Origin of the sequence: Jeongeupia sp. HS-3, assembly GCF_015140455.1 — a bacterium.
In the GTDB taxonomy this organism is placed as follows: domain Bacteria; phylum Pseudomonadota; class Gammaproteobacteria; order Burkholderiales; family Chitinibacteraceae; genus Jeongeupia.
Genome location: NZ_AP024094.1, coordinates 2,070,778 through 2,088,130, shown reverse-complemented (window position 1 = coordinate 2,088,130; position 17,353 = coordinate 2,070,778). Strand labels below are relative to the sequence as shown.

General features: G+C 62.1%; 18 protein-coding genes. 6 read left to right on the top strand and 12 right to left on the bottom strand.

Features of this window, described 5'->3' with window-relative positions:
• Window positions 1-6: 6 nt before the first annotated feature.
• The 3 genes from JLC71_RS09960 to cutA are packed head-to-tail and all read right to left on the bottom strand — an operon-like array spanning window position 7 to window position 2,398.
• Complete coding sequence (locus JLC71_RS09960; RefSeq protein WP_200915273.1) at window positions 7-492, bottom strand: TlpA family protein disulfide reductase; 486 nt, start codon at window positions 490-492, stop codon at window positions 7-9.
• Complete coding sequence (dsbD, locus tag JLC71_RS09955) at window positions 489-2,051, bottom strand: protein-disulfide reductase DsbD (protein ID WP_236251042.1); 1,563 nt, start codon at window positions 2,049-2,051, stop codon at window positions 489-491. The genes JLC71_RS09960 and dsbD overlap by 4 nt, the downstream gene beginning before the upstream one ends.
• Complete coding sequence (gene cutA / locus JLC71_RS09950; RefSeq protein ID WP_200915271.1) at window positions 2,051-2,398, bottom strand: divalent-cation tolerance protein CutA; 348 nt, start codon at window positions 2,396-2,398, stop codon at window positions 2,051-2,053. The genes dsbD and cutA overlap by 1 nt, the downstream gene beginning before the upstream one ends.
• Here cutA and JLC71_RS09945 point away from each other — a divergent pair.
• Window positions 2,397-2,816 carry an FxsA family protein gene (locus tag JLC71_RS09945; protein WP_200915270.1) on the top strand — a complete coding sequence of 140 codons (420 nt, stop codon included), beginning with the start codon at window positions 2,397-2,399 and terminating at the stop codon, window positions 2,814-2,816. The two genes, cutA and JLC71_RS09945, sit on opposite strands and share 2 nt — an antisense overlap.
• Before the next feature lie 20 nt (window positions 2,817-2,836).
• Here JLC71_RS09945 and JLC71_RS09940 read toward each other — a convergent pair whose 3' ends face one another.
• The 4 genes from JLC71_RS09940 to JLC71_RS09925 form a co-directional block, all read right to left on the bottom strand.
• Window positions 2,837-3,136, bottom strand: a complete 300-nt coding sequence (locus JLC71_RS09940) for a DUF167 domain-containing protein (RefSeq protein WP_200915269.1) — start codon at window positions 3,134-3,136, stop codon at window positions 2,837-2,839.
• Window positions 3,137-3,141: 5 nt separating this feature from the next.
• A complete protein-coding gene (locus JLC71_RS09935; protein WP_200915268.1) occupies window positions 3,142-3,729 on the bottom strand; it encodes a YggT family protein in 588 nt (195 codons plus the stop codon).
• A gap of 9 nt (window positions 3,730-3,738) precedes the next feature.
• On the bottom strand, window positions 3,739-4,554 hold the full coding sequence (gene proC, locus JLC71_RS09930) for a pyrroline-5-carboxylate reductase (protein ID WP_200915267.1): 816 nt from the start codon (window positions 4,552-4,554) through the stop codon (window positions 3,739-3,741).
• Between the two features lie 61 nt (window positions 4,555-4,615).
• Entirely contained in the window at window positions 4,616-5,302 is a 687-nt protein-coding gene (locus tag JLC71_RS09925) for a YggS family pyridoxal phosphate-dependent enzyme (RefSeq protein ID WP_236251041.1), read from the bottom strand.
• Window positions 5,303-5,394: 92 nt separating this feature from the next.
• On the opposite strand from JLC71_RS09925, the gene JLC71_RS09920 reads away from it, so the two are divergent.
• The 3 genes from JLC71_RS09920 (at window position 5,395) to JLC71_RS09910 (ending at window position 9,754) form a co-directional block, all read left to right on the top strand.
• The gene (locus JLC71_RS09920) at window positions 5,395-6,438 is read left to right on the top strand and encodes a type IV pilus twitching motility protein PilT (RefSeq protein WP_200915265.1); all 1,044 of its coding nucleotides are present in this window, start codon (window positions 5,395-5,397) and stop codon (window positions 6,436-6,438) included.
• A 71-nt stretch (window positions 6,439-6,509) separates the two neighbouring features.
• Window positions 6,510-7,646 carry a PilT/PilU family type 4a pilus ATPase gene (locus tag JLC71_RS09915; RefSeq protein WP_305066867.1) on the top strand — a complete coding sequence of 379 codons (1,137 nt, stop codon included), beginning with the start codon at window positions 6,510-6,512 and terminating at the stop codon, window positions 7,644-7,646.
• A 71-nt stretch (window positions 7,647-7,717) separates the two neighbouring features.
• Window positions 7,718-9,754: a type IV pilus assembly protein FimV gene (locus JLC71_RS09910; RefSeq protein WP_200915264.1), complete on the top strand. Its 2,037-nt coding sequence runs from the start codon at window positions 7,718-7,720 to the stop codon at window positions 9,752-9,754.
• Between the two features lie 72 nt (window positions 9,755-9,826).
• Here the strand turns inward: JLC71_RS09910 and uvrA are convergent, their stop codons facing one another.
• The gene (gene uvrA / locus JLC71_RS09905) at window positions 9,827-12,673 is read right to left on the bottom strand and encodes an excinuclease ABC subunit UvrA (protein ID WP_200915263.1); all 2,847 of its coding nucleotides are present in this window, start codon (window positions 12,671-12,673) and stop codon (window positions 9,827-9,829) included.
• A 154-nt stretch (window positions 12,674-12,827) separates the two neighbouring features.
• On the opposite strand from uvrA, the gene JLC71_RS09900 reads away from it, so the two are divergent.
• Both JLC71_RS09900 and JLC71_RS09895 read left to right on the top strand, forming a co-directional pair.
• The gene (locus JLC71_RS09900; RefSeq protein WP_200915262.1) at window positions 12,828-14,192 is read left to right on the top strand and encodes an MFS transporter; all 1,365 of its coding nucleotides are present in this window, start codon (window positions 12,828-12,830) and stop codon (window positions 14,190-14,192) included.
• Entirely contained in the window at window positions 14,192-14,692 is a 501-nt protein-coding gene (locus tag JLC71_RS09895) for a single-stranded DNA-binding protein (RefSeq protein ID WP_200915261.1), read from the top strand. The genes JLC71_RS09900 and JLC71_RS09895 overlap by 1 nt, the downstream gene beginning before the upstream one ends.
• A 56-nt stretch (window positions 14,693-14,748) precedes the next feature.
• Here JLC71_RS09895 and JLC71_RS09890 read toward each other — a convergent pair whose 3' ends face one another.
• From JLC71_RS09890 to JLC71_RS09875, 4 genes are read right to left on the bottom strand one after another with little or no spacing between them, the layout of a single operon-like run.
• Complete coding sequence (locus tag JLC71_RS09890; RefSeq protein ID WP_200915260.1) at window positions 14,749-15,249, bottom strand: GNAT family N-acetyltransferase; 501 nt, start codon at window positions 15,247-15,249, stop codon at window positions 14,749-14,751.
• A gap of 57 nt (window positions 15,250-15,306) precedes the next feature.
• Window positions 15,307-15,822 (bottom strand): phage tail protein, encoded by a 516-nt coding sequence (locus JLC71_RS09885; protein WP_200915259.1) that lies wholly within the window; start codon window positions 15,820-15,822, stop codon window positions 15,307-15,309.
• Window positions 15,823-15,840: 18 nt separating this feature from the next.
• Window positions 15,841-16,371, bottom strand: a complete 531-nt coding sequence (locus JLC71_RS09880) for a phage tail protein (protein ID WP_200915258.1) — start codon at window positions 16,369-16,371, stop codon at window positions 15,841-15,843.
• Between the two features lie 9 nt (window positions 16,372-16,380).
• Window positions 16,381-16,935 (bottom strand): phage tail protein, encoded by a 555-nt coding sequence (locus JLC71_RS09875; RefSeq protein ID WP_200915257.1) that lies wholly within the window; start codon window positions 16,933-16,935, stop codon window positions 16,381-16,383.
• Window positions 16,936-17,353: the final 418 nt, after the last annotated feature.

The following is a 17,353-nucleotide window of genomic DNA, read 5'->3' as shown; positions in this document are numbered from 1 at the left end:
CGTTTTTTAGCGCAGCTTTTTCAGCATCGCCTCAAGCTTGTCGCCGCTGAGACGGCCGGTCGTCGTCGAGACCCGCTTGCCCTGACTGTCGTAGATCACCGTGTAGGGCAGCGCGCCGATGGTATTGCCCTCTGTCTTCATCAATGCCATCGCATCGGCTTCGCCCACCAGTGTGGGATAGCCAACCTTGTATTGCTTGACGAAATCGCTCACCGCCTTGGCGTCGTCAATGGCAATGCCGACAAAACGTACCTTGCCGGCGTATTTTTTCGACAGGGCGACAAACTCCGGAATTTCTTCACGGCACGGCGAGCACCACGTGGCCCAGTAGTTGACCACCAGCGGGGTGCCGCGCAGTGTGGTCAGCTTTTGCGGCTTGCCGTTCAGGTCTTTGAGCTCGGCGTCGAAAAAACCGCCGCCGGCGTGCGCGAGCGGCGTCAATGCGATGAAAGTCAGCGAAGCCAGAGCGAACAGGGCGGGGCGTAGCGTCATGGTGTTCCTTGAACGGTGTTCAGCGTGGCGAGGAAAGCGTCAGCATTCTGGAAGCCGATCACGCGTTGGCGTAACAATTGGCCTTCCGCATTATAGAAAAGCAGCGCCGGCGGGCCGTACAGACCGAAATGCTTCAGTAATGCTGCATCTGCTGCGGTGTTCTGGGTGACATCGGCGCGTAGTCGCACGAAGCCGTCGAGCGCCGTCTGGACGCGTGGATCGGACAGGGTTTCCCGTTCGAACTCGATACAGCTGATGCACCAGTCGGCATAAAAATCGACGATCACCGGTTTGCCACGCGCGGCGGCCACTTTGTCCTGCAGCTCGGCAACGCTGCGCACCGGCTCGAACGCAATGGCATGCTCGCCCGGCAGCCAGCTTTGCCACAGTGGGCGGGCAATCCAGATCGCCATGCCGAGCATCACGACGCCGAAGACCATTTTCATCCGCTGCATGGTTTTGCCGGACAGGCGCGGCAGCACGGCGCTACCGGCTGCGCCGACGATCAGCAGCGGTGTGCCGATGCCGAGCGCCAGCGCATACAGCGCGCCTCCGCCCAGTACGACATCACCCCGCTGGCCGAGATAGGCGAGCGCGGCGGCGAGTGGCGGTGCAACGCAAGGGCCGACGATCAGCGCCGACAGCGCGCCCATGACAAAAACCGGGCCAGTGTGGCCACCGGGCAGGCGGCTGGCCAGATGGCTGAGCCGGCTTTGCCAGCTGCCCGGCAGTTGTAGCTGATAGCCGCCGAACATCGCCGTCGCCATGGCGACGAAGAACAACGCAAAGGCGCCGATGACCCACGGTTGCTGCAGCCAGACCGTCAACAGCGTACCGGTTAGCGCCGCCGCAACGCCGACCAGCGTATAGGTCAGTGCCAGCCCCTGAACATAAACCGCCGATAGCCACAGCGCCCGCCCGCGTCCCGAACTCCCCGGCCCGAGCACGATGCTGGAAAGGATGGGCAGTAGCGGGTACATGCACGCGGTGAGCGCCAGGCCGACGCCGGCAATGAAAAACAGCGCGATGGTGGTGATCTTGCTGCCGCTGAAGTAGCCGGCGTCGCCCCATCCGGCCGACCCTCCGGATGTACCGCCTCCGGAGCTATCGCTGCTGGCGCCGAACAGCGCATCGACACCGCCGTCACGATTTTCGCCGGGCCGTAGCAACACGGTTTGCGGCGGGTAACAGACGCCGACGTCGGCGCAGCCCTGAAAGCGTGCCTTGATCGCCGTCCCGGCCGGTGGCTTGCCCTGCAGCGTCACCGTGACGTTGTGTTTGAATACCTCGACCCGGCCGAAGCTCGGATCGTCCTTGAGTTCGCCCTTGGGGAAGACCGGCTGGAGTGGCGTGGCCGGCTCGGACGTGAAGGCGAAGCGGTCGCGGTAAAGGTAGTAACCGGGTTCGACGTTGAAGTGCACGGCATAGCTGCCGTCGGCGGTGACCACCAGCTGCGCGCGAAACGCCTGATCCGGCGACAGCAGCGACGGCGTCTCGGCACGGGCGAAGGAGGTGAGCATTGCCAGCAGGGTGCCGGCCAATAGCAAGAGGCGTAACATCAAGGATGAACCTCCGCGGCTAGCCATGCCATATAAGCGGGCAAGCCGGCAACCAGCGGCAAGGCGATGATTTCCGGCACCTCGTAGGGGTGCTGTTCGGTTAACCAGGCTTGCAGCGCCGGATAGGCGGCGAGCGTGGTTTTTGCCAACAGCGGAACTTCTTCGGTGGTTTCGATTCTGCCTTCCCAGCGGTAGGTCGAGCGTACCGGCGCCAGCCGGTTGACGCAGGCTGCCAACCGCGCTTCGATCAAGCCCGTGGCCAGCCGCTCGGCCACCGCCTCATCGGGGCAATTACAGATCACAACCACGGCGCTGTGCGACGTGGCCGTTTTATCAGGAGTATTCATGCCTTACCTGTTTCTCGCCTTTATTGTTTATCCGCTGGCCGAGATCGCCTCGCTGGTGATGATGGCCGACTGGATCGGCGCCGGCTGGACGTTTATTGCGCTGATTGCCTCGGCGCTCATCGGCATCGGCATGTTTCGCCATCATCGTATCGCCGTTGCGTGGTCGCTGGTCAGCGATCTGAAAAGTGGCCGCTTGTCACCGCAAAGCCTGTTTTGGGTCGCCCGCTACTATATCGCCGCGGTGCTGTTCATCGTGCCTGGTTTCATTGGCGATATTGCCGCCGTTTTGATGTTGCTGCCTTGGGGACGGCGTGGCGAGGCAAAGGTTCCTTCGTCTGCTGCCCCCGACATCCTCGAAGGCGAATATCGCCGGGTTGATCCGCGCGCCAATCCGAACCACCGGATCGACGGGCGCTGATCGCCCGGTCGCGGTTCCCGTCATCCTCGGCTGGGCGTGGCATCCAGCAGGCTGGCGGGGTCGCGATCACTGTCTTGGATCACGAGCACTTTCTGTCGTGATGATGCGCCGGATTTGAGTGTGACCTGTCGCTGCGGCACCGCGAATTCATCGGCCAGCCAGGCAATCAGGCGGGCATTGGCCTTGCCGTCGATCGGCGGGGCGGCCAGGCGCAGTTTGAGCGCCTCGCCGTGCAGACCAACGACTTCGGTGCGCTTGGCGCCGGGTTGTACATGCAGCCGCAGCAGCACGGTTCCGGCGCCAAGCTCGAACCAGTTCATCCCGTTCAGGCGGCGACGCTGACGTGCTGCAGAATCGCCGGCTCCATCTGGGCGACGAATACCGACAACAGCAGCTGGATCGCCAGAATCAGGATCAGCGGGGTGATGTCGACACCGCCGATCGGCGGAATGATCCGGCGCAGCGGCTTCAGGAACGGGCTGGTCAGCCCGTTCAGGATCGGCATCAAGGGGTTATGCGGTGCAATCCACGACATCAGTGCCTGGCCGATGACCGCGGCAAACAAGAGATACAAGGACAGCTTGACGAGCTCGACCACGGCAACCAGCGCCAGCGCCAGCGCAGTGGTCAGCGTGCCGAAGACGAAAGGCCACGGCGTGATCGCCAGTAGCAGGCCGTGCATCAGCAGCGCGGTCAACCATGCCAGCAGCAGGCTGGCGGTGTCGTAGCCGCGGACCGGTTTGATCCAGCGGCGCACCGGCAGCACGGCCCAGCTCGTCAACACGAGTACAAACTGGCCCAGTGGATGCGAGAACGAAACCCGGGCGGCTTGCAGGAAAAAACGTGTCAGCAGCAAGAGGATGAAGAATTCCGCCAGATTGCGGATCAGGAAGGCGAGCGTATTGGTCAGCATGCGGAACCCTTATTCGCTATCGTGGCCGAGCTCGTCGCCGAGCGCTTTTGAACGGGCGGCAGCGGCAGCGGCTGCGGCGATGATGGCGTTGCGCACCTGGCTGTCTTCCAGCGCATTGATCGCCCGCTCGGTGGTGCCGCCCTTGCTGGTGACCTTCTGCCTCAGGGTCGCGACGTCGTCATCGCTCTGCTGCGCCAGTTTTACGGCGCCGGCGAAGGTCTGATAGGCGAGGCGTCGCGCGGTCTCGGCATCGAAGCCCTGTGCCTGTGCGGCCGCTTGCAGCGATTCGATAAAGAAGAACACATAGGCCGGGCCGGAGCCCGAAATGGCGGTGATACCGTCAAGATCGGCTTCATGGTCGACCCAGACCATCTCGCCGGTTGATTCGAGAATGCGTGTCGCCAATGCCCGGTCGGCTTCGCCGGCGGCTTGGGCGGCATAGGCGCCGGCAATGCCGGCTTGCACCAGCGCCGGTGTATTTGGCATGACCCGGACAATGCGTTCGGTCCCCCCCAGCCAGCGGCTGATCGCATCGCAGCGGATGCCAGCGGCAATCGAGACCACCAGTGCATCGCCCAGTTGCGGCGCCAGTGCGGTGGCAACGGCATGGAACTGCTGCGGCTTGATCGCGAACACGACAGCGTCGCTGCCCGGCAGCGCTTCATCCGGCGCCGAGGTGGTGACGCCGAACTCGGCCGCCATCTGCGCGCGCTTGTCGGCGTCGGGTTCGACCACGTGTACTTCGCTGCCGGCAAAGCCGCGCGCAACCATGCCGCCTATCATTGCGGTCGCCATATTGCCACCGCCGATAAAGGTAATTCGCATTGCTATCCTCCTTGTCTGCATCGCCGACCTGCGGCAATGGCTGTTTATTGTTGGGGTTGATTCAATGCTTCGCGTCGCGGCGGCCAAAAATGGCGCTGCCGACCCGAACCATGGTTGATCCTTCGCGAATGGCGGTTTCCAGATCGGCCGACATGCCCATCGACAGCGTATCCAGCGCGTGACCGCGTGCCTTCAGCGCCTGTTGCAAGCTCCGGAGCTCGGCAAACTGCGCAGCCAAGCGCGCCCGGTCTTCGGTCGGCTCGGGGATACACATCAGCCCCCGCAGTTTCAGCCGCGGCAATTTCACCAGTGCATCGGCCAGCGCGATGGTATCGGCCGGTGCCACGCCGGATTTGCTGGCCTCGCCCGACACATTGACCTGAATGCAGACCTGGAGTTCGCCTCGCGCATCCGGTCTTTGTGCCGAGAGACGCTCGGCAATTTTGAGCCGGTCTATGGTATGGACCCAATCGGCGCCTTCGGCGATGCTGCGTGTCTTGTTGCTTTGCAGTGGCCCGATGAAATGCCACTCCAGATCGGCGAGATCGACGAGTTGCGCGCGTTTGTCGGCGAACTCCTGCACGTAGTTCTCGCCAAAGGCGCGCTGGCCATGGTTATAGAGCGTGCGAACCGCGTCGGCCGGAAAGGTTTTGCTCACCGCGAGCAGTGTGACCGAACCACGCGGGCGTTGGATGCTTACAACCTCTTCGTCGATGCGCCGGAGCACGTCTTGCCACGCTTCAAACATCATTGCCATAATGGATTTGCCTTGATCTGGCCCTCTTTCTGCGGCCTTTTTCTAGCGTTCGGATCTGCCAGAGCAGAAGGACAAAATTATAAATGGAAATTTCTGAACTCTTGGCCTTTGCCGTCAAGAACAAGGCATCCGACTTGCACCTGTCGTCCGGCCTGCCGCCGATGATTCGCGTGCATGGCGACGTGCGGCGCATCAACCTGCCGCCGATGGATCACAAAGATGTTCATGACATGATCTATGACATCATGAACGACGGTCAGCGCAAGGTCTATGAAGACACGCTCGAGTGCGATTTCTCGTTCGAGATCCCCAATCTGGCGCGTTTCCGGGTCAACGCCTTCGTGCAGCAGCGCGGTGCCGGTGCGGTCTTCCGGACCATTCCGTCCAAGGTGCTGACGCTCGAAGAGCTTAACGCACCGAAGATCTTTACCGAAATCGCCCAGAACCCGCGCGGCCTGGTGCTGGTGACCGGGCCGACCGGCTCGGGCAAGTCGACGACGCTGGCGGCGATTCTCAATTACGTCAACGAGAACGAATACGGCCATATCCTGACCGTTGAAGATCCGATCGAGTTCGTACACCAATCGAAAAAGTGCCTGATCAACCAGCGTGAAGTCGGCCCGCATACGATGAGCTTTTCCGCTGCGCTGCGCAGTGCATTGCGGGAAGATCCGGATGTCATCCTCATCGGCGAAATGCGTGATCTGGAAACGATCCGGCTGGCGCTGACCGCGGCTGAAACCGGCCACCTGGTCTTCGGTACGCTGCACACCAGTACCGCGGCCAAGACCATCGACCGGATTGTCGATGTGTTTCCGGCTGCCGAAAAGGAGATGGTCCGGTCGATGCTGTCCGAGTCGCTGCGCGCGGTGATTTCGCAGACGCTGCTGAAAACCAAGGACGGCCAGGGCCGGGTGGCGGCGCACGAAATCATGATCGGCATTCCGGCGATTCGTAACCTGATCCGCGAGAACAAGATCGCGCAGATGTATTCGTCGATTCAGACCGGCCAGCAGTACGGTATGCAGACGCTGGATCAATGTCTGCAGGGTCTGGTTCAGCGTAATATCGTGTCGATGGCCGAAGCACGAACCAAGGCCGCCAGCCCGGATCACTTCAAGGGCTGAGGCACCGCCGCTGCGGTGGCCTTTTCTCTACCATCACAAGGCGGAATTCATCGCCGTAAAAGAGCAGGATCATGGAGAAAGAACAGTCCGCGAAATTCATGCATGACTTGCTGCGGCACATGCGAACCAAGGATGCGTCCGATCTTTTCATTACCGCCGATTTTCCGCCGGCGATGAAGATCGATGGCCGGGTCACGCCGGTGTCGAACCAGATGCTCTCGGCCCAGCACACCAAGGAGCTGGCGCGCGCGATCATGAATGATCGGCAGGCCGAGGAGTTCGAAGGCAGCAAGGAGTGCAATTTCGCCATCAGCCCGGGCAACCTGGGGCGTTTTCGCGTCAATGCCTTCATGCAGCAAGGCCGTGTCGGCATGGTGCTGCGGACGATCAATTCCGAAATCCCCAAACTCGAAGAGCTGGGCCTGCCGTCGGTATTGAAAGACATCGCCATGACCAAGCGCGGGCTGGTGATCTTTGTCGGCGGTACCGGCAGCGGCAAGTCGACCTCGCTGGCGGCAATGATCGGGCATCGCAACGAGACGGCCTACGATCACATCATCACGATTGAAGACCCGATCGAGTATGTGCACGAGCACAAGCGCTCGATCATCACCCAGCGCGAAGTCGGCGTGGATACCGATTCATGGATGGCTGCGCTGAAGAATACGTTGCGCCAGGCGCCGGACGTGATCCTGATCGGCGAAATCCGCGATCGTGAAACCATGGACTACGCGATCGCCTTCGCCGAAACCGGCCATCTGTGCATGGCGACGCTGCATGCCAACTCGGCCAATCAGGCGTTGGATCGGATCATCAACTTTTTCCCGGAAGAACGTAAGGCACAGTTGCTGATGGATTTGTCGCTGAATCTCAAGGCTTTCGTGTCGCAGCGTCTGGTGCCGCATCGTGCGGGCAAGGGCCGTGTGGCTGCGGTTGAGGTGATGCTCAACAGCCCGCTGATTTCCGAGCTGGTGTTCAAGGGCGACGTGCACGAGATCAAGGAAATCATGAAGCGCTCGCGCGAGCTCGGCATGCAGACCTTCGACCAGAGCCTGTTCGATCTCCATGAGGCGGGCAAAATCAGTTACGAGGATGCACTGCGCAATGCCGATTCGGTCAATGACCTGCGCTTGCAGATCAAGCTCAACGGGAGTGACGCGAAGCAGAAAGACGTGCTGAGCGGATTCGACCACCTGGATATCGTTTGAGGCGGGCAGCGACGCCCCTTGCCAGTATCATCACCCCTATGGTTTCAGTATTGTTTAACTGTCGTTTGCACTTGATCGCGTTTTTGCTGGCCTTGCCGGCGCTGGGCGTGCAGGCCGCCTCTTTGGGCGATTTGCAGGTGCGCTCGGCGCTGGGTGAGCGGTTTGAAGGTGTCGTTCCGGTTCGTCTGAACGCGGGCGAGAACCTGGGGACGGGCTGTTTCCGGCTGATTTCGGATTCCGCATCGGGCGAAATGAGCGCGTTGGTGAATGCGCGTCTGCGTTATCAGGGCGAGGGTGGCCGCGGCGAGTTGCTGATCCTCGGTACCGAGCCCTTGCAGGAGCCGGTATTGCAATTGGTCGTGCGTCTGCAATGCCGTGACGACGAGCAACCACAATTTCAGCGCAGCTATAACGTACTGATCGACCCACGCGATTATTCTGCTGCGCCGACCGTTGCGAAGCGATCCGCGAGTGCGCGCGACGCCCGGCGTTATCCGCCGCTCGGCAGCAGCTGGCGTGCGGTCGATGGCGACACCGTTGCGCGTCTGGCCCGGCATTATTTTCCGGCCGATCGTGCCGCGCGGGCACGATTTGTCGACGCGCTTTATCAGCTCAACCCGGATTTACCGCAGGGGCTCGATGCGCCTCTGCCCGAGGATGCCCGGCTGGCCTTGCCGGCACGTAGCGATGCCGTCGTTACGCCCAGACCGGTTGTGCCTGTCCAGCTGGCTGCCGCAACGCAGTTGCCGGCGATCGCGCCGGTCACCGATACGCTGAGTGTTTCGGTGCCGGAACCGCTGGCGCCAGTGCCTGCCTTGCCGCAGTCACCGGCCGGGGGCGAGTTCAAATTGCAGCTTTCGGCGCCGGTGCTTGATCTTGGGCGCGAATCCGAGCTGTCTCCGGAGGAGCGCCTGAAGCTGCGTGAGCGCTTGCTGGTACTGACGTCGGACGATCAGACCTCGCAGCTGATGGCGCTCAAATATCAGGTGGCGCAGCTGGAGAAGCAACTGACCGCGGTACGCCAGGGCGACCCGTCCATGCGGGCCAGCGAGGCCACGCCGCGCCGCAGCAGCGATAGCGGTGGCGGTGTCTCGCCGTGGTGGTTGCTGACGTTGTTGGTGATTCCTCTGGGCTTCCTGGCCTGGCGCTGGCGCAATCGCCAGCAGGACTACGGCGATGCGTTTTCACTGGCGCACCCGCGCGATAGCGGTGGCCAGACCTTGATGCGCCCGATAACGGCGCCACAGCCCGAGCGAGTCCGTACCTCGTTGGGGGCGACGACGCTGATGCAGAATATCGGCCAGATCGCCAACGAGTTTCATAACGACGAAGTCGATGTGGTGTTGCCGGGCAATGTGTCCGAAGAAGCGCAACTGCTGATCGATCATGGGCTGATCCAGCAGGCGATCAATCTGCTTAACCACGAAATAGAGCAACATCCGACGGCGCTGGCCTTGTGGATGAAGCTGTTCGATGTCTATCGCCAGAACGATATGAAGCAGCCTTTTCAGGAAAGGGCGGTTGCATTCCGGCTGCAATTTGCCAGTGATGCACTGTGGCAGCAGGTGCAGGCGATCGGTCAGCGTGTCGATGCCGAAAATCCGCTGTACCGCTCGCTGGATGACAGCATTGATCACCAGCTTGATCTGGATGCGGCGGCCGCGCCGATCGTTGCGACCGAGGCGACCGATGCAATGGACGCATTCGATTTTGCCGCGGCGATGCATCATGGCGCAGGTCTGGCGCCGCCGGCGTCGGTCGCTGTCGTTGAAGAACTGCCGCGGGTCGATGATGACGATGTGCCGACCTTGCCGTCGATCGACGAACTCGATTTCCAGCTGGGGCCTTTGTCCGAGCTGCAAGCGCCAATGACCCCGCCGATCAACCCGCGGCCGGTGCGATCCAGCGCCGCGCAGTATCAGGTCGATCCGGCTGATTTCGTCAGTAACGATCCGCAGTTGCAGCAAGTGGCGCGCTATCTGGCGCAAGGCGATCTGGATACGGCCTATCGCGCGCTGGAACAGGCGCTACTGCATGGCAACAATATGGAGCAGCGGCTGACGGCGATGAAATGGCTGGATAAGCTGGCACCGGTACGCGGGCGCTGATTGTGTGCTCGCCAATAACAAAGCCGCCCTTGGGCGGCTTTGTTATTGGCTGCTGGCGGCTCCAGGCCGGGCTCAGGGTTTGAGCATCCTCGCCAGGTAGTGGCCGGTATGGCTGTCCGGATTGGCTGCGATGGTTTCGGGCGTGCCGCAGGCGAGGATCTGGCCGCCGCCGGCGCCGCCTTCGGGGCCGAGGTCGATCACCCAGTCGGCGGTTTTGATGACATCCAGATTGTGCTCGATCACCACCACGGTATTGCCGTGTGCCGACAGCCGCTGCAAGACGGTCAGCAGCAGGTCGATGTCGTGGAAGTGCAGACCGGTGGTCGGCTCATCGAGGATGTACAGCGTGCGGCCGGTATCGCGCTTGGAGAGCTCCAGCGCCAGCTTCACCCGCTGCGCCTCGCCACCGGACAGCGTGGTCGCGGACTGGCCGAGACGGATATAACCGAGGCCGACTTCCATCAGCGTCTTGAGCTTGCGCGCCACCGTCGGCACCGCCTCGAAGAACGCCAGCGCCTGCTCGACGGTCATCTCCAGCACTTCGGTGATGTTCTTGCCCTTGTACTGAACCTCAAGCGTTTCGCGGTTGTAGCGCTTGCCGTGGCAGACATCGCACGGCACGTAAACGTCGGGCAGGAAGTGCATTTCGACCTTGAGCACGCCGTCGCCCTGGCAGGCCTCGCAGCGGCCGCCCTTGACGTTGAACGAGAACCGTCCCGGGCCGTAACCGCGTTCGCGGCTCGAAGGCACGCCGGCAAACAGCTCGCGGATCGGCGTGAACAGCCCGGTATAGGTCGCCGGGTTCGAGCGCGGGGTGCGGCCGATCGGGCTCTGGTCGACGCTGATGACCTTGTCGAAGTGATCAAGGCCGTTGACTTCGTGGAATGGTGCCGGCTCGCTCGAAGCGCCGTTCAGTTCCTTGGCTGCCAGCGCGTACAGCGTGTCGTTGATCAGCGTCGATTTTCCCGATCCCGAGACGCCGGTGATGGCAACGAACAAGCCGACCGGCAAGGCCAGATTCACGTACTTGAGGTTGTTGCCGTGCGCGCCCTTCAGCGTCAGCCAGCGATCCGGTTCGGGAACACGGCGCTTCTCCGGCATGGCAATCTTGCGCGCACCGGAGAGGAACTGGCCGGTGATCGAGCGCGGTTCGTTCATGATGTCGTCGGGATGGCCGGCGGCGATCACTTCGCCGCCGTGCACGCCGGCGCCGGGGCCGATGTCGATAAGGAAGTCGGCGGCACGGATCGCGTCTTCGTCGTGCTCGACCACGATCACGCTGTTGTCGAGATCGCGCAGTCGCCGCAGCGTGCCAAGCAGCCGGTCGTTGTCGCGCTGGTGCAGGCCGATCGATGGTTCGTCGAGCACATACATCACCCCGGTCAGGCCGGAGCCGATCTGGCTGGCGAGGCGAATCCGCTGTGCTTCACCTCCCGAGAGCGTATCGGCGCTGCGCTCCAGGCTCAGGTAATCGAGGCCGACGTTGACCAGAAAACCCAGCCGTTCGCGGATTTCCTTGACGATTTTTTCGGCGATCTGCCCCTTGGCGCCTTCAAGTTGCAGGCCGTTGAAATAAGCGGCGGTATCGCGCAGCGCCATCTGGGCGATGGTGTGCAGGTTCTCGGTGCCGACCTTCACATGGCGTGCTTCGCGCCGCAGCCGCGAGCCGCCGCAACTGGGGCACGACTGGTTATTTTGGTACTTGGCCAATTCTTCGCGCACCGCCGACGAATCGGTTTCGCGATAGCGGCGCTCCAGATTGGGGATGATGCCCTCGAAGGCGTGCACGCGTTCGAACTTGCTGCCGCGCTCGTTCATATAGGTGAAGGCGATCTCGTCACGGCCCGAGCCGTGCAGCACCACCTGCTGTACCGCTTCGCCGAGTTCGTCCCACGGGGTGTTGACGTCGAACTGGTAATGCGTGGCCAGACTCAGGAGCATCTGGAAGTAGAACTGGTTGCGCTTGTCCCAGCCCTTGATCGCGCCGGCGGCAAGGCTCAGCTCCGGATGGGCGACGACGCGCTTCGGGTCGAAGTAGGTGATCTGGCCGAGACCGTCGCACTTGGGGCACGCGCCCATCGGGTTGTTGAACGAGAACAAGCGCGGTTCGAGTTCGGGCAGGCTGTAGGCACACACCGGGCAGGCGAACTTGGCCGAGAACCAGTGTTCCTGGCCGCTATCCATCTCCAGCGCGATCGCGCGGCCGTCGGCGTGACGCAGCGCGGTCTCGAATGACTCGGCCAGCCGTTGCTTCAGATCGGCACGTACCTTGAGCCGGTCGATCACGACTTCAATGGTGTGCTTCTTGTTCTTGTCGAGCTTGGGGATTGCATCCATCTCGAACACTTCGCCGTCGACGCGCACGCGCACGAAACCCTGCGCGCGCAGCTCGTCGAACAGGTCGAGGTTCTCGCCCTTCTTGCCGACGATCACCGGCGCCAGCACCATCAGCTTGGTGTCTTCCGGCAGCGCCAGCACGTGGTCGACCATCTGGCTGACCGTTTGCGATTGCAACGGCAACTGGTGATCGGGGCAATACGGCGTACCGACGCGGGCGAACAGCAGCCGCAGGTAGTCGTGAATTTCGGTGACGGTGCCGACGGTCGAGCGCGGGTTGTGACTGGTGGCTTTTTGCTCGATCGAGATCGCCGGGCTCAGGCCCTCGATCAGATCGACATCGGGCTTTTCCATCAGCTGCAGAAACTGCCGCGCATACGCCGACAGCGATTCGACGTAGCGGCGCTGGCCTTCGGCATAGAGCGTATCGAAGGCAAGCGACGATTTGCCCGAGCCCGAGAGCCCGGTGATCACCACGAGCTTGCCGCGTGGAATATCCAGGCTGACATTCTTGAGATTGTGCGTTCGCGCGCCGCGAATGCGGATCATCGGCGTATCTGCGTCAGCGGGGCGGTAGCTCATGGCGTGCTCGTGGAAAGGGAAGGGCAACCATTGAGTTTACCGGAGTTCATTTGGCGGCGCGTACGGTGATATCGACAACTGATCAATCGTGCATCGACAGCGGAGAGACCGTCAGCTTTGTTAGAATCGCTTCTTTCGCTTTGTCTTGCTGCCCATGTCCCCGCTTGAACTTCGTGCCGCCTCCGGGCTGGCCGGTCTGTATGCCCTGCGTATGCTGGGGATGTTTCTGGTCCTGCCGGTGTTCGCCGTCTATGCCGGCCACATGCCCGGTGGTGAGAATCATGCCCTGGTCGGGCTGGCTTTCGGCGCCTATGGCCTGACGCAGGCGTTGCTGCAACTGCCGTTCGGGATGTGGAGCGACCACGTCGGCCGCAAAAAGGTGATCTATATCGGCCTGGCGCTGTTCGCACTCGGCAGCATCATGTGCGCGATGGCCGATCACATCGGCTGGCTGATCGTCGGCCGCGCGGTGCAGGGCGCCGGGGCGATCTCGGCGGCGATTACCGCGCTGCTGGCCGATCTGACGCGGGAAGAGCATCGTACCAAGGCGATGGCGATGATCGGTGCCAGCATCGCCGGCACCTTCGCCGTGTCGCTGGTGATCGCACCGAAGCTGGCGGCGTGGATCGGCCTGCCGGGGATTTTTTTGCTGACGGCGGCGCTGGCGATCACCGCGATCGTCGGTGTGGCCAAGGTGATTCCAACGCCGACGATATCGCGCTTTCATTCGGACGCCGAGACCAAGGCCAGCCGTCTGCCGGCGGTGCTGCGCGACCCGCAATTGTTGCGGCTGAATTACGGCGTGTTCGCGCTGCACGCGGCGCAGATGGCGATGTTTACCGTGCTGCCGCTGCTGCTCACCAAGATTGGCGGGCTGACACTGGCGCAGCACTGGTGGGTGTATCTGCCGGTGGTGCTGCTCAGCTTCGTGCTGATGGTGCCGGCGGTGATCTACGGCGAGAAGAAACGCCAGCTCAAGCGGGTATTCCTGTGGGCGATTGCGCTGATGTTCGGCGCGCAGCTGGGCATGACGGTCTATATGCCCAGCCTGACGATGATCGTGGTCTGGCTGGGGCTGTACTTCATCGCCTTCAACGTGCTCGAAGCGATTCAGCCCAGCCTGATCTCCAAGATCGCCCCGGCCGATGCCAAGGGCACGGCGATGGGGGTCTATAACACCTGCCAGGCTGCCGCGATGTTCCTTGGCTCGGCCTTGGCGGGCTGGTTGTACCAGTTGTTCGATTCGCCGGCGCCGGTGTTCGCGCTGTCGGCGCTGCTGGTCGGCATCTGGCTGGTGGTGGCGTGGCGGATGCGCGCGCCCAAACCGGTCAAGACCCAACTCTTTCACATTGGCGAAGCATGGCAGGGTGATCCGGCCGCGCTGTCTGATAAACTTTCACGAATTGCCGGCGTTTCCGAAGCCGTCGTGCTGCTGGACGAGCGGGTTGCCCTGCTCAAGGTGATGCAGGACGGCTGGGATGAAGGCGCGGCTAAACAATTGATTATGGAGACGCATTGATGGCTTCTTTGAACAAGGTGCTGATCATCGGCAACCTCGGGCGCGACCCGGAAGTTCGTTACCTGCCCAACGGTGACGCGGTGTGCAATTTCAGCATCGCCACCACCGAAAACTGGAAGGACAAGTCCGGCCAGAAGCAGGAAAAAACCGAGTGGCACAACATCACCATGTACCGCCGCCTGGCTGAAATCGCCAGCCAGTACCTGAAGAAAGGCAGCTCGGTCTACATCGAAGGCAAGCTGCAGACGCGCAAGTGGCAAGACAAGCAGACCGGTGCCGACCGTTACACCACCGAAATCATCGCCGACCAGATGCAGATGCTCAGCGGCCGTCCCGGCAGCGGCGGCGGCTCGCCAGCAGATCAAGGCGGTGGCGGTGGTTACGACGACTTCAACCAGAGCTACGCCCCGGCTCCGGCCGCTGCGCCGGCAGCGCGCCCGCAAGCCGCGCCGGCACCGAAGCGCAGCTTCGACGATTTCGAGGACGATATTCCGTTCTGAGCCGTGCCGACACAAAAAGCCCCGCCATCCCGCGGGGTTTTTTGTTTTCGCCCGTGCTAATACGGGGCGGGACGCCGTTCCAGTTGCAAGTAGATGCCCTTGTCCTCGATGGTTACGAAGCCGAGCCGGGTGTAGAGCTGAAATGCAGGGTTCAGTTTGTCGACGTGCAATTGCACTGGCTTGTTGTGTGCGAAGCAGGTGGTGAGCAACGCACTCCCCAGACCACGGTTGCGGCATTCGGGCAGCAAGCTCAAGTCGATGATGCGCAAGGCGGTGTCGGTGTGCTGGAGGTAAAGCCGGCCGATGGGTGTTTCGTCATGCAGGACCAGCCAGAACGCCGCGTCCGGGTAGGCAAAGTACGCCCGTTGCTGGGCGAAGAACTGCATCTGCACGAAGGCATCTCGCTGCGCGCCTTGCCAGTCCAGCGCATTCAGCTCGTCGACGCGCGTCGACGCGTAAAGCTGTTGCAGGAAGGCCTGATCGTCGTCGGTCACCGCACGCAAGCGCAAGTGCGGATGCACCAGCGTCAGGGCGGGAGCGGCCAGCGAGGCGTTCATACGATCCATGCTCAGGAGAGGGGCGGCCGGTAGCGGTTGCTGCCGGCCGTGATCCGGCTACGGCCGGGGCGGGAAGTCGCCTTGCAGGGCGATGCAGAAATTGACCACCTGATAGGGCTGGCGGTTTTCGTGTGGCGTGCCGCCGCCGACGGCCTGTACGACTTGCGGTGCCAGCGCGGTCAGTGGCGCCGCCTTGTCGGACGCGATGTAGGTGTCGTTATTCGGGGTAAAGTACCGGCCGGGCATACGCCCCGCTGCCGTCGTCGACGCCGGCCTGGCGATATCCACATACGCGGTGTGGCTGTGATTCGGCATGTTCGCCTCGGTGAGCGTGACACTCGCACTGCCCCGGCGCTTACCGGACTGGTTGTCGACCGTGCCGGTGACCGCCAGGCCACGGAGGTCGGGCAAGGCGAACGTCGTCTTGCCGTCGCCGCCATAGGTGGCCCCGAGGAGCGTGAACAGCGCAGTGTTCTGCGAAATCGGCAGAATCTGACCGTCGCAGAACGCCCAGCCTGCCGGCGCGTAATTACAGCCAAAAATGCGGATTTCTCCGATGTACTGATCTGACATGTCTCTGGCTCCTCGCGCTCAGCCTTGCATCGGGTAGTAACCCGTCGTAGCGATGATGTAGTTGATCGACAGCGTCGGCATCAGGTTCGGGATCGGCTGACTGCCGCCAGTGCTGCTCAGCGCCTGCGGTGCCAGCGACTGTTTGGTCGGCAAATTGGCAAGGCCGCTGTTGTAGAAGGCGGCAGGACCGGTCGCCAGCGCGAAGCCGTTATCGGCACCGGCGCTGGTGGCCGGGTCACTGCTGGCCTGCAGCACGTGCTTGTGTGCCGGCAGTTGCGCCAGCGTCAAGGTCACGTTTTCGGCGCCCGGCTTCTGGCCGATGACGCGGTTGCTGGTTTGCGGCCCTTGGCCCTGGCCGATCGGCAATTGTCCGGTCAGGTTCGGTACGCAGAAGGTGGTGACGCCGTCGCCACCATAGGTAGTGCCGATCAGTGTGAACAGCACCTCGTTTTCATTGATCGTAAGTGTCTGGCCCTGACAAAAGACCCAGCCCGCCGGCGCGTAGTTGCCAGCGAATAGCCGTACCTCACCCACAAATGGTTCTGCCATGGTGCCTCCTCAGGATCTGGTCGGGTAAATACCGCTCAGGCAGATGATGTAATTCATCACCAGTGAGGGCTGCATGTTGTTGCGGGCTTCGCCAGTTCCGGTTGCACCGCAGGCTTCATCCTGCAGTGCCGTCAGATTGGCCGCGCTGGCGTACAGATTGGGGCCGGCGCCGGAGACCGAGGGGTCAGTGTCGCTGTGCAGATTGCTGGTCGCGAGCAGCCTATCGCCGCTCGTGCCCGCGTTCGCTGCCGTGGCTGGCTGCCCGGATGCCGCGAAGGTATGGGTGTGCGGCGGCAGGTTCGCCGTCGTTAGCGTCACCGTTTCCTGGCCTGCACTCTTGCCTAGCTGGTAGTTGTTGTCGGCCGGGTTGCGATGCACCGGCGTGCGGCCGCGCAGGTCAGGCAAGGCAAAGTTGGTGGTGCCGTTGCCGCCGTACTGCGTGCCCAGAAGTGAAAACAAGGCTTGATTCTGATTGATCGGGAGCAATGCGCCATTACAGAACGCCCAGCCTCTCGGGGCGATCGGAAAGGCGCAAAGCTTTATTTCTCCGATGTAGGGATCCACAACATCCTCCTGTTTATTGCCAGTTTGCCTTGGTAAAACGCCTGCCAATCCGGCAAGCACGGGAACGGGTCGGCAAGGCAAACGGATAATCGCCGACCCGCGTATCGGGGCATGGGGGGGCGCTCGACGCGAGGTGTACAGCCGCCTCGGCCGTCCTGCTTCTCTCTGCCTGACGGGAGAGGCCGTTGCCGACCAGTATGGCGAGAAGTGGATGCAGTCCTTTCCATTTGTTTTCTTTCGTGAACAACTTTTATGCAATTCATCCGGTTGTAAGCACATCCGGAAAGGCAGTTGGTATTATTGCGCTGATTTATGCGTTTGGTATTGAAGATTTTTGGACGTTAGCTTTATCGATGCGGGCGTTTTCGTCCGTTGCCGGTAAGGCGGGCACACACCCGACTGCATGCACGGGAGATGT